Source organism: Bradyrhizobium guangxiense (assembly GCF_004114915.1).
In the GTDB taxonomy this organism is placed as follows: Bacteria; Pseudomonadota; Alphaproteobacteria; order Rhizobiales; family Xanthobacteraceae; genus Bradyrhizobium; species Bradyrhizobium guangxiense.
Genome location: NZ_CP022220.1, coordinates 188,144 through 200,613 on the forward strand (window position 1 = coordinate 188,144; position 12,470 = coordinate 200,613).

The 12,470-nt window shown below is 55.9% G+C and carries 11 protein-coding genes; all 11 read right to left on the minus strand.

What is annotated here, in order from left to right:
* Window positions 1-9 precede the first annotated feature (9 nt).
* Window positions 10-777 (minus strand): LamB/YcsF family protein, encoded by a 768-nt coding sequence (locus X268_RS35450; RefSeq protein ID WP_128929616.1) that lies wholly within the window; start codon window positions 775-777, stop codon window positions 10-12.
* The gene (locus X268_RS35455) at window positions 755-1,801 is read right to left on the minus strand and encodes a 5-oxoprolinase subunit C family protein (protein WP_128929617.1); all 1,047 of its coding nucleotides are present in this window, start codon (window positions 1,799-1,801) and stop codon (window positions 755-757) included. The genes X268_RS35450 and X268_RS35455 overlap by 23 nt, the downstream gene beginning before the upstream one ends.
* Window positions 1,798-2,502, minus strand: a complete 705-nt coding sequence (locus X268_RS40910; protein WP_128929618.1) for a carboxyltransferase domain-containing protein — start codon at window positions 2,500-2,502, stop codon at window positions 1,798-1,800. Before X268_RS40910 ends, X268_RS35455 begins: the two co-directional genes overlap by 4 nt.
* Before the next feature lie 16 nt (window positions 2,503-2,518).
* Window positions 2,519-3,943, minus strand: coding sequence for an MmgE/PrpD family protein (locus X268_RS35465; protein ID WP_128929619.1), 1,425 nt, complete (start codon window positions 3,941-3,943; stop codon window positions 2,519-2,521).
* A gap of 22 nt (window positions 3,944-3,965) precedes the next feature.
* Window positions 3,966-5,183 carry a pyridoxal phosphate-dependent aminotransferase gene (locus X268_RS35470; protein ID WP_128929620.1) on the minus strand — a complete coding sequence of 406 codons (1,218 nt, stop codon included), beginning with the start codon at window positions 5,181-5,183 and terminating at the stop codon, window positions 3,966-3,968.
* Between the two features lie 71 nt (window positions 5,184-5,254).
* Window positions 5,255-6,322 carry an extracellular solute-binding protein gene (locus X268_RS35475; RefSeq protein ID WP_128929621.1) on the minus strand — a complete coding sequence of 356 codons (1,068 nt, stop codon included), beginning with the start codon at window positions 6,320-6,322 and terminating at the stop codon, window positions 5,255-5,257.
* 117 nt (window positions 6,323-6,439) lie between these two features.
* On the minus strand, window positions 6,440-7,507 hold the full coding sequence (locus X268_RS35480; protein WP_128929622.1) for an extracellular solute-binding protein: 1,068 nt from the start codon (window positions 7,505-7,507) through the stop codon (window positions 6,440-6,442).
* Window positions 7,508-7,578: 71 nt separating this feature from the next.
* Complete coding sequence (locus tag X268_RS35485; protein ID WP_164938222.1) at window positions 7,579-9,393, minus strand: ABC transporter permease subunit; 1,815 nt, start codon at window positions 9,391-9,393, stop codon at window positions 7,579-7,581.
* Window positions 9,390-10,418, minus strand: a complete 1,029-nt coding sequence (locus tag X268_RS35490) for an ABC transporter ATP-binding protein (RefSeq protein ID WP_128929624.1) — start codon at window positions 10,416-10,418, stop codon at window positions 9,390-9,392. Before X268_RS35490 ends, X268_RS35485 begins: the two co-directional genes overlap by 4 nt.
* Window positions 10,419-10,431: 13 nt before the next feature.
* Window positions 10,432-11,889 (minus strand): NAD-dependent succinate-semialdehyde dehydrogenase, encoded by a 1,458-nt coding sequence (locus tag X268_RS35495; RefSeq protein WP_128929625.1) that lies wholly within the window; start codon window positions 11,887-11,889, stop codon window positions 10,432-10,434.
* Complete coding sequence (locus X268_RS35500; protein WP_128929626.1) at window positions 11,886-12,470, minus strand: thiamine pyrophosphate-dependent enzyme; 585 nt, start codon at window positions 12,468-12,470, stop codon at window positions 11,886-11,888. The genes X268_RS35495 and X268_RS35500 overlap by 4 nt, the downstream gene beginning before the upstream one ends.

Here is a 12,470-nt window from a genome sequence, read left to right on the forward strand (position 1 = left end):
AACGCTGTTCTATTCGACAAGCTCTGTCAGTGGCGTCACTTGTCCACCGCCTCTCTCAATCGTGTCGCGCAAAGTCTTGGCAATCTCGACCGAGCCAGGCGTATCTGAATGAACCAGAATGCTTTTCGCATCCAACTTGATTCGTTTTCCCGTGATAGCTGTCACCGTGCCGTCATTCAAGAACTGGCTTGCTCTCGCGGCGATTTGATCGAGATCGTTGATGACTGCTCCCTGCTTCTTTCGCGAAACGAGCGAGCCGTCTTCCTCGTAGGCCCGGTCGGCATAAATTCGTCCAACAGTCCGCAACCCGATCTTCCGCGCGTAAGCTTGCCAAGGGCTGCCGGGTTCTCCCGGCACGATGATGTCGGGATCATAGGCTTTGAAAGCATCGAAGATGAGCTGAAGATATTCCGGTGTTTCGCGCGACATCATGCCAAAGACGCCATGCGTACCGGCATGTGTCACCTTATAACCTTCAGCCTTGGCGATCGCCGAGAGAGCGCCCAACTGGTAAAGTGCGTGTTTCCGCATATCGTGGGGATCAATCTTCATCGGAACACGACCGAAGCCTAGTAGATCGGGCAGGCCGACATGCGCTCCTAGCGCCACTCCCCGCGCTCTCGCCTGCGCCGCCATGTCGGTCATGATGACCGCATCACCCGCGTGAAAACCGCAGGCCACATTCGCGGACGAAATCAGCGCCATCAGAGCGGCGTCATCGCAAAGCCGCCAACGCCCGAACCCTTCTCCGATGTCAGAATTGATATCGATTTTCATCGTTCGCCATCCCTGCCTCGGTTTCTCGCGAAATGCGCGCTGGTACGCCGCCGTTGTCGGCCGTCGCTATCAGGCAACCCAGCCTGTCCAAATATTTCACGATCTCAGATAGAGCCTTACGCGCTTCGGTTACCGAACATTCCACGAAACGGAACACGCTGCCTGGCCGCGCTTGGGCGACGCGCCAGAGATCGGCTTCTATGACGTAACCAATTTTCGGATAGCCACCCGCAGAGTTGCCGTCGACCAATTGCACGATAGGGCGCCCGCCTGGGGGCACCTGGATCACCCCGGGCGTGATCGGACATGATCGCATTTCTCCGGGGTCGGTACGCATCAGTTCGGCGCCATCCAATCGATAGCCCATTCTATTGCTCTGAGCGGAGACCCTCCAGGGATCACGCCAGAACGTTTGCTGCGACCTAGATGTGAAATCATCATATTCTCCGGCACGAACGACGCGGAGAACAATATCGTCCTGCTCCGCTAATGCGTGAAGTCCGCGTTCGAGAACGTTGTCGGGCGGCAAGACGGAGAGTTCGGGTTGCGGCTGCGCACTCTTTTTCAGAGCGCCTAGCTTGTCGCCTACGCGAAGCATGCGCCCTTCCAGGCCACCAACGCGTTGCCTGAAATAGGTGCTGCGGGATCCCAGCACCTCGGGAACGTCGATGCCTCCGGGCACACAAAGATAGGCTCTAAGCCCCATACGTGCCGGTCCAATCGCCAGCTCGTCGCCCGGCGCAACCGCGAAACGCGACCATGGTGCGACTTGACGTTGGTTGAGAACGGCCTGACAATCGGCCCCACACAGTGCAACCATGATTTGCTGATTGAACAGCAACCGCATGGGACCCATCTGGACCTCAATTCCGGCGGCCTCAGTGGAATTTCCAAGCAAGATGTTGCCCACCGATAGAGCGACCCGGTCGGCCGCTCCCGTTCGGGCAATTCCATGGTGACGTTGCCCTATCCGCCCCAAATCCTGCACAGAATTCAAGGGAAGCGTTTGAAGCACTTCGATCATGTCTCAACCCGTTCGATTCGGAAACGAATGCAGTCTCCCAGGTCAAGAACGTTGGGCGGCGTTTTGCTGAAGTCGAACGGTATGGGCGATGCCGGTGCATGTCCGAGTGCGTACCAGCCGCTTGGAACGAGCGAAGGCTCCTCCCCCGGCTTCAACGGCGGTCCAAGAGACGTCTGCGCTCCCGCCATGCTCAAATTTGGACCATTGGGTACCATTTGAGGTTCAGGCCGGCGTGGCAGGTGCAGCCGTCTATCCAGTCCGAAGAGAAAGCCGAAGCCTGGACCCGTTCCAGGCGCAAAGACAGTGTAATTGCCTGCCGAATGCAATTCAGCCACCCTGCTCGGCGATACTCCGAGACGATCGGCAACTTCGCGCAGGTGCCGACCTGCAGCTCCCCCGTAAACGATCCCGATTTCGAGTGTGCGGCCATTACCGGACCAAGCGGTCGTTCCATTCCATTCCGCCAAAAATCTCATCGCCAAAGGCTCGGTGTCCGTTGTCAAAGGGTCGACAACGATTAAGAGGCTGTTCAATCCCACCTGCGCGTCAGTCACCTCTTGCCAATTCCGGACCGTTCTATCCAACGCCCAAATGCGTTGCTGCGTTTGCAACGAAAGTGGCCCTTCGGCATCGAGCAGCAGAGCCGAAGCACCGCAGTGACTGACCCTCGGTGCATCAAGAACCACTAGCTTTGCGCACATGCCCGTACTTTGTCCGTCACTGCAGCTCTTCAAGGCCCAATAGAATTGGTGTACCGACCCGGTTCAGCCTGTCCAAATGTTGGAAACGTGTCAAAATAAGATCCGACCTGGCGGAATCGAACATTCCATCAGTACACGCCCGATATTTCCGCTCCAGATGTTCCCAACTGACGGGGTCGCTGCTGGAGCCGATATAATTGGATTTGCGCCGTTTAAAGAGACTCCCGTCTCGCCGCATGACATCAACTTCGGTAAAGGCTTTTCCGGCTCTGTAGAGCGGCTCGAAAAGCTCTGGCGTGCTCTGGTCTGGATGAACATAAGGTTCAACCGACTCCATTATCTTGCGCGTCGCGGGATCCTTGAGCGCATCGGGAGTGAAATCGGCTAGCGTGACGTCGCCTTTTCGCAGTGCCACAGCCACGCAATAGCTGTAGCTAAATTTTGCCTGTAAGTGACTTTCAGGCCGATCATAACGCATGATGTTAAGCGTTTGATAGCTGGTGCCGCAACGCACCGAGGTTATATCTGCCAGATCAAGCTCTTTATTTCGGAGGCCTTCGACAAGCACGTCGAGAGCCGGGAGCACCATCGCGCAAACCGGATATAGCTTGACGTTGATGCGCATCACTTCAAAGGGGGCTCCCATGTCGCGCATTGCGTCTTCAAAACAGATCACACTCAAGTCACCGAATAGGTGCATGAAACCTTCATGACCCTCGATGGCAGTCGGGCTTGCGTCGATGCCAGCCAGAGCCAGCTTTGCGGCCATTACGCCGTTCTCGGCAGCACGGCCGGCGTGGACGGGCTTGGTCGACGTTCCAAAGTTCTGACGGATGCCACAAGCCATCGAGGCGGCGATCCCCAACGCATCTCTGGTCTGCTGCGCGTCCAAACCCAACAGCTTTGCCGATGCAGCCGTCGCTGCGAAGGTTCCGAAAGTCGACGTCGTATGCCAACCGTTGGCATTATGTTGGTAGGTCATCGCCCGCGCAATCTTGGCGCCGACTTCCATCCCAGCCACATACGCGGTGATCAGTTGTTCGCCCGAAACGTTGCGCTCGTCGGCCAGCGCAAGAAGCGCCGGAACCATGCCAGTGGATGGATGGCCAAGCATAGTCGCGTTGCCGTCATCGAAATCGTGCACATGAGCTGCCACACCATTGAGAAAAGCCGCCGTTCTCGCCGTCGTGCGCAAGGAAGTGCCGATAACCAGCGATTTGCCGGGTTCATCGACCAAAGCTTGACGCGCCCTGCTTGCGGCCGCCTCGCCTGCGCCCGCAAGCGTCACAGACAACGTGTCTGCGAAAGCGCGCTTGGTCGTCTCCACCGCCTCTGTCGGGATGTCGGAAAAGCGCAGTTTCGTAACCCAATCAGCAAGGAAGGCGGTCACGGGTGGACGTGATCGCGTCGCCTCGGCGGCACTGGAAGTGATCTCGTTCATATTATGATACTTCGAATTTGGTTCAGCGTAAGGCTAGAACCGCGGAGCGGATCGCTGCCACGGCGGTACGCAAGTCGTCGTCCGACGACGCGATGGAGATACGGAAGTAAGGAGAAAGGCCATAGGCCGCGCCTTGTACAACTGCGATGTCGGCCTCGGCCAGTAAGTAATCGCACAGAACGCTATCAGACGAGATTCGGCCGCCTGCCGGCGTCGTTTTCCCAATCAGATCGGTACAGCTCACAAAGATATAGAACCCTCCCTCAGGGCGCTCGGCGGAAAGACCTGGAATTGCCTTGATGATCGGTAAGACAAAATCTCGCCGCCGGTGGAACACAGCTACGCGCTGGGCTAAGAAATCTTGTGGCCCTTCGAGTGCGGCCAGAGCAGCAGCCTGCGCGATTGAACATGCGCCACCCGTCGCTTGCGACAAGACTCGAGTAATGTCCCTGATCAGCCAATCCGGCCCGGCGCAATAGCCGATACGCCAACCCGTCATGGCGTATGCTTTGGAAACGCCGTTGACCGTCAGGATGCGCTCCCGCAAATCGGGCGCAATCTGCGCCAAGGTGTAAAACGGCCGCCCATCAAACCGAATGTGCTCATAGATGTCATCTGACAAAGCAAGGACGTTAGGATGGCGACGCAATATTTCGGCGAAGGAAAGCAATTCCGCCTTTGAGTAAATTGATCCCGACGGATTGTTTGGCGAATTCAAAAGAAGCCAACGCGTCCGAGGTGTGATGGCCGCCTGTAGTTGTCCAGGCTGCATCTTGAAGTCACTTTCGACGCCGCACGCGACTATCACCGGCTGTCCGCCGGCGAGCCGCACCATGTCTGGCATCGGCACCCAATAGGGTGCAGGTATAATGACCTCGTCGCCGTCGTTTAAGGTTGCGGCGAAGGCATTATATATACTTGGTTTCGCGCCCGGAGCGACCACGATCTGATTGACTCCGTATTCCAAGTCGTTGTCGCGTCTCAGCTTGCGCGAGATGGCCTCGCGCAGCTGAATGGTACCCGTATTGATGGTATAGCGGGTTTCTCCAGCTCGGATCGCCGCAATTGCCGCTTCCTGAACGTGCTCTGGCGTATCGAAGTCAGGTTCGCCCTGTGCAAGGCTGATAACGCGCTTGCCTGAGGCCACTCTCAACTTTGCTTTTTGAGCCATGCTCTCGGAGACATCGACCTGAATCTTGCCAACCCGCTTCGATCTGCTTCGTGTATTCAAATTAGTCACCGCTTCCTAGTCCGTGAGAACGACGCCAGGCTTTCGACCCGTCTGCGCGCGGGCTCGGCTGTCGCAGCCTCTTATTTGATGAGCCAAGCGTTGAACATTTCATTCGACTTGGACAAGTTTTCACCCCAGAAGCTGACATCGAGGGGCACGAGCTGCTTAAAGTTGTCAGGCTGCGTCGGGATCAAATACAAGATCTTGGGGTCGATATATTGGTAGGCGCTGATCGAAGCCGTTCCGTTCAGGACGCGCGCTGCACGCGCGGCTTGTCGCTTCGGATCAAGAGTGAATTCGATGAGCTTCTGAACCATCGCCACCTTCGGATTCCCTTTCGGAATCGACCAGCCATATGCGGTGTAATAGCCTTGATTCCATAGGATCTTAAGATCCTCTCCTTGCACGATAAGCTCCGCTGCCCGGTTGACATAGGTCGCGGTAATGTCGATTTCGCCGCTGTGTAACAGCTGCGCGCTCTGCGGCGCCGTCGTCCACCACATAGCGATCCGCGGTTTGATTTGATCGAGCTTCTTGAATGCCCGAATCCAACCGGCATCTGTTTTCAGTTCGTTTATGATGGCCTGGCCGGGCTTGACGCCGTCGGCGCGCAATGCCCACTCGATGTTGTCCCGGCCGCTGTTGCGGAGGGACCGCACGCCAGGGATCGCTTTGTCCCACATGTCCGCAACGCAAGTCAGATCTTTCCCGGTCGCGGAGGTCCGATAAACCGTTGAATAGGCTGATATCGAGTCGGGCACAAAACCGGCGAGGTTCCTCAGCTCCACCGGAAGGTCGTCATACAGGTGTTTTGGAAGGGTGATCTTTTCAACCAAATCCAAAGCCAAATATCGAACTGCTTCGTCCATGCCTGCGCCAATGCAAGCATCGAAGATATAATTCTTCGTGTCGACCATCGACTGCATCTGGGGCAGCGGCTGCGCGGCTCGCACCACGGGAACGACCGTGATGCCGGTAGCCTCCGTGAAAGGAGTGTAAAAGAGCTCCTTATAAATCTGAGATACGGAGCCACCAGCATCTGCAATGTAGAGAGTTTCGCCCGCTGCCGAAGCGCGACCCATGATCGCGGGTGCTGCTAACGTTGCGCCCGCCAGCATTGTGGTCTTAGTAAACTTTCTTCTGTTCATTTCTGGCCTTCCGTTAGCGACTTACGCCGACCGCGGATTTCATCGAATGTCGTCGGAGGCAATCATCCCGGGGCGTTCAAAGGGATGGTCGTTGCCGATAGTGCCGATCATCATTCGTCATTTCACAAGCCACTGATTGAACAGCTCATTCGATTTCGTGAGATTCTCTCCCCAAAAAGCCACGTCCAACGGGACCATCTGCTTGAAATTATCTGGTTGCGTCGGGACGTACTCGAGCACCTTCTTGTCGATAAATTCGAAGGCACTTTTCGAGGCGCTTCCTTGCATCAACTCGGAAGCAAGCGCGGCTTGACGCTTCGGATCCAATGAGAACTCGATGAGCTTCTGCACCAAATGGACCTTTGGATTGCCTTTTGGGATGACGTACCCATAGGCAGTGTAATAACCTTCGTTCCAAAGCACTTTGAGGTTCTCACCTTGCCGGATCAGCGTTGCAGCCCGGTTCGCATACGTCGCTGTAATATCGATCTCCTGAGCTTGCAGAAGCTGAGCGCTTTGTGGGGCCGTACTCCACCAAGTCAGGATTTTCGGTTTGATCTCATCCAATTTTCGAAATGCGCGCTCCCACCCGGCTTTTGTTTTCAGCTCATTGATAATGGCCGGTCCCGCGGGAACGCCATCCGCTCGAAGCGCCCATTCTATGTTGTCGCGACCGCCAGTACGCAGCGAGCGAACTCCCGGAATGGACATGTCCCAAATATCGGCAACTCGTTTCAGATCCCGTTTTGTCGCTAACGGCCGATATACCGTCGCAAACGCTGCAACGGAGTCCGGATAGAAGCCCGGAACATTTCTGATGGAGTCAGGAAGGTCGTCATATATTGACCTCGGCAACTCAATTCGTTCGCTGAGCCCCTCAGCATCGTAGCGGACACCTTCATCGAGACCGGCGGCCCCATGCACATCGAACGTATAGTTCTGCGTTTCCACCATGGTCTTCATCTGAGCCAGCGCTTGGGCTGGCCGAACGACCGGAACGACATCAATTCCCGTGCTTGCAGTAAAGGGCGTATAGATAACCTTCTTGTAGGACTCGGTGTACGCACCGCCCGCATCCGCAACATAGAGGGTCTCACCGGCCGCCGATGCGCGTCCGACGATGGCGGGTAGTGGGAAAGTCGCGCCGGATAGCGCAGCTATCTTGACGAATTGCCTTCTATTCATTGTTGGCCTCCTCACTAACCATTGCCTCGAACTGACGGCTCTAATGTCGGCCCATCCAACCGATGCAAGCGCTACACGCGTCTGGACGTCCCGCCAACGGAATTGGCTATGAGCATAAATCCGAGAATTAACGCCAGGAGTAGCGTCGACACTGCTGCCAACTCCGGTGACGCCCCGTACACTGCCTGTTGGTATAGCTGCTTCGGAAGCGTGGTGAAGCTGCCTCCCGTGACAAACAGAGAAATCGTCACTTCGTCAAACGACTGGATGAATGCGAAAAGAAACGCGCCATAAACTCCAGGCTTGATGATCGGCAGCATGATATATCGGAAGGTCTTGAATTTTGACGCGCCCATCGTCCATGCGGCATAGTCCAACGAACGATTGTAATTTTTGAGCACGGCCATCAGTGACATCGTGGCATAGGGCAGCGCAAACACCATATGCCCCATGATCAATCCGACCCATGTGCCAATCAGCCCGAAGCGGGCATAAGCGTAGAACAGCGCGACCGCCGTGATGATATGAGGCAGAAAAATCGGAATGGTCAGCAGCAGAATTATCAGGAACTTTGCCCTCGTCTTTTGACGAACGAGAAATAGTGCCGCCGGAATAGCGATGGCAATGGCCATCAAGCTGGTGATGGCGGCGATGCCAACCGATCGCCAGAAAGCCAATACCCAGATTGGTGAGCTAAGGACCGACGTGTACCATCGGAGTGAGAAACCCTGGGGCGGCCAGCCGAACAGAAGGCTGTTAGAGAATGAAATCGGAACGATACAGAAGATCGGAAGTATCAAGAACAACGCAATTGCCAGCGAAACCATCGACAGAATGGGTCTACTCACCCTTTGCCTGAGCTTCACCGTCCGTCCCGTCAGTTTTTCGGCGACCAATCCGAAGCTGGCGGTAATCCATGAAATTCCGTTGATTAGTTTCATTCCGCCACGGCGGAGCATTCGGTTCAGTCTCGACGGATGCTGGTCGCCCTCTTCTCCGGTCAGAATGTGCATTCCAACCACCCGATCAAACAGAAAGAAGGAAATAAGTGTTGCCAGCAACAGCATGGCGGATATCGCCGCAGCGAAGTTCCAGTGCAACACCTCGGTAACTTGTTCGATGATCAATTGAGCGATCATCGTTTCCCGAGGACTCCCGAGCAGCTGCGGCGTGATGAAAAACCCAAGAGCACTCACAAAGATCAAGATACCGCCGGCCGCCACTCCCGGTAACGACAGAGGAAAATAGCCCCGCCAAAAACCATGGGAGGGGCGGGCACCCAGCGTGCTCGCCGCTTTTTCCAAGTTCGGCTCGATGCCCTCCATTACGGAGTACATCGTAATAATCGCCAAAGGCAAAAGCGAGCTGCTCAGGCCGATCATCACGCCGTTCCAGTTGTAGAGGAAGGCGATCGAATGATCGAGCCAGCTCAACTTCAAGCCGGTTACGTTGATCAAACCGCGGCGACCGAAGATAATAATCAGTGACAGATTGCGGATCAGAAAGCTAGTCCAAAGCGGCACCAGAACGGACGTCAGGATTGCTGCTCGAACCCCTGCATTTGCTTTGGAGAGTGCATATGCAACGGGGTAACCGAGCGTCAGGCAGATCCCGGTGGCCCAAGCAGCGGTTTGAATCGTTCGCACGAGCACGCTAACGTATAGATTGGTCTTAAATACTCGCGAAAAATTCTCTAGCGTCAGCGCACCGTGAGCGTCAAAGAGGCTGAGAACAAGAATTCCGCCGACAGGCAGTACAAATACGACGGATAGAAACGTCAGCAGCGGTGCTATCTGAAGAAACGGCCAGCGCGCTAGCAATTCGCTCAGAGGTAGGCGCCGATCTGATCGCGGCCATGATCCCGGGATGGTCGTCCGATCTGTCACGTTCCTACATCCTTTATTTCTACCGACCGGGAGGCGGCCCAGCTCAAGATGCAACGTTGACCGTTCTCGATATCGTGAGGAGCCTGTGCATTCAGAACAAGGGCTGAAAGGACGCGATCGGACGCCGACTTGAAGAAGTACCGGGTTGTCGGCCCAATATTGATGCGCTCAATAAACGTCGCTTCGGTCCGGTGGTGCGCGGGAACGACGTCGGCGTTGACGCGAACGTATTCAGGTCGAACCATCAGTCGCGTTCCCGCCTGCATGGGCGTCACGTTGCCGCTTGCATCGCTCCCTTCGCCAGCCGCCATGATATTGGACTGTCCGATGAAGTTAGCGGCGAAGACCGTCGAGGGGCGATCGTAAATTTCGTTCGGTGGTGCCAGTTGCTCGATCTCGCCACCGTTCATCAGACAGATCCGATCTGACATGGCCAACGCTTCTTCTTGGTCGTGGGTCACGTAGATGATGGTCGTCTTTAATCGCTTATGCAGATGCTTGATTTCGATCTGCATCTGCTCGCGCAAGTTCTTATCCAGCGCGCCCAAAGGTTCGTCCATCAGTACGATCGACGGCCGGTAGACCATTGCGCGTGCGAGAGCCACGCGTTGTTGCTGACCACCCGATAGCTCCTTGGGCACACGCTCGGCAACGTGAGGTAAGCTGATGATCTCCAACATCGACTTTACCCGGTCGCGTATATCAGCCTCCGGCATCTTCCGCATGCGCAGCGGAAATGCGAGGTTTTCCGCGATACTCAAATGAGGAAACAAGGCATAGTTCTGAAAGACCATGCCAATATCCCGATAAAACGCGGGCTCGTTGGTAGCTCGACGACCGTTGATGTAGATCTCGCCGGAGTTTGGAGGGGTTAGTCCGGCGATCATGGTTAGGAGCGTCGTCTTTCCGGAGCCAGAAGGGCCCAATAGAGTCAGAAATTCTCCTTCGGCCACATCGAGAGACGTCGGCTTCAAAGCGTCGAACGCACCGTACCGTTTCGAGAGGTTTTCGATCTTGAGCTTCATTCGTATGCCCGCTCTAACGATGCGCAGGAACTGAGTTGCGGGGCGGTCCCGCCAGGAATGAAATGCTGCGTACAATCGTGTAGTTCAACAACCCCTCAGCCCCACCCTCACGCGCATACCCCGAGTCCTTTGTTCCCCCAAAAGGCGTCTCCGGCAGCGATGACGTGAAGTGATTGATCGCAAGGTTTCCGACCTGCATGTGGTCGGCGATGTAGCCGGCGTAGTCAGCCGAATGAGTCATCGCGTAACCCGCAAGCCCATAGGGCAGTTCGTTGGCGCGCTTGATCGCGTCTGGCAGCGAAGTAACCGAATTTACGAGTGCGACTGGGCCAAACGGTTCTTCCTTCATAATACGCGCATCCGCGGGCACGTCGGCCAATACCGTAAGAGGCCAATAGTAGCCGTTATTCTTGATGCGCTCCCCACCGGCAACAAGCCTGGCACCTTTCGCGATCGCCTCGCTGACGAGTTCCTGTATCGCAGCAAGGCGCCGTGAATTGGCTACGGGCCCCATCTGCGTGGCCGGATCGAGGCCATTGCCGACCTCAATTTTTCGAGCCGCCTCGCCCATGTTGTTGACAAACTCTCCATAAATGGAGTCGTGGACGAACCAGCGTGTCGGTGATGTACAGATTTGGCCCGAGTTGCTGGCTTTAGCGGCAACCGACCTGCTCGCTGAATCGAGCGGATCGACATCGTCACAAATTATGACCGGCGCATGCCCGCCCAATTCCATAATGCAGGGCTTCATATGCATTCCGGCTTGCGCGGCAAGTCCCTTGCCAACTGGAACGGAGCCAGTAAACGCAACCAGTCTGATTGACGGGTGTCCTATCAAATAGCGCGAGATATCTGCGGGAATGCCGAATACCAAATTCAACACGCCATCTGGCAGTCCGGCTTTCACAAAGGCTTCCGCCAGATGCACGGCAGCCGCCGGTGTTTCCTCAGAAGCTTTCAGGACGAGACTGCAGCCTGCCGATAGCGCACCGCCAACCTTCCGGGCGACTGAACTTAAGGGATAGTTCCAAGGACTAAAGGCCGCTACAGGGCCAATCGGATAGAGTTGCACGGTGTTTCGATCCCCGGGCTCGGACGGAATGGTCCTGCCGTAAAGTCGGCGTCCTTCTTCCGCATCCCATTCCAACACCTGACATGCCCGCCGAACTTCGGTCTGCGCGTCGCGTAGCGGCTTGCCTTGCTCCAGAGTGATATCGCGGGCCACCACATCGGCATTCGCACGCAGGTTCGCCGCGGCTTGACGAATTATCTCGGATCGCCGGGCCGCTGAGGTCAGTGACCAAACGTTGAAGCCGTTCGTTGCAGCATCGACGGCAGCGGCAAGATCGGCCTCCCTTGCCATAGGAACGATCCCCAGCACGGCTTCGTTTGCGGGGTTCAATATCGGAGCGCCGTTACGTTCGATCCATTTTCCACCGATAAACAGCCTTATTGGGGTGTGCCCAGTCATCGGGTCACTCCGAGGAATTTTCGTGTGTCGGCCACCACTTTTGCCGGACTACGCTTACGCCACGGCGCGCGCTGACCTGGCGGACGGTTTTCGATTTCTGGGTGGATCTTATTCCAGACGAAGACGGGCCCGTCCTTCGCCAGGATTTCTGGCAGGGCGGCAGTATATGTGGCTAGATCATCGAAAAAATAAGTGCGATTGATGCCACATCCGCGAGCCACAAGGTCATAAGCAACGTTCTTCGCGTTCGGTACGGGCTGTCCACCAGTTGTGGCATAGCATTCGTTGTCCATCAAGAAGTAGTAGTAGTTTCGAGGCGCCTTTTCGGCGATCGTTGTCAAGATGCTGAGGTTCATTAGTAGATCGCCCTCAGAATCGAAAACGACTACCGGCTTCTCAGGTTGGGCCAATGCGAGCCCAAAACTAAAGCCGGCATGACCGCCCATGGAAGGATCACCGACTGGAAGGTCCGCACCTCCTTCGCTGATGTCCAACCAATATTGACCCGAGCGACCCGAGACGACGAGCGCATTCCTGCGATGAGGTGCGAAAGCGTGGACAAGATCTTTTGTGTAAATCAT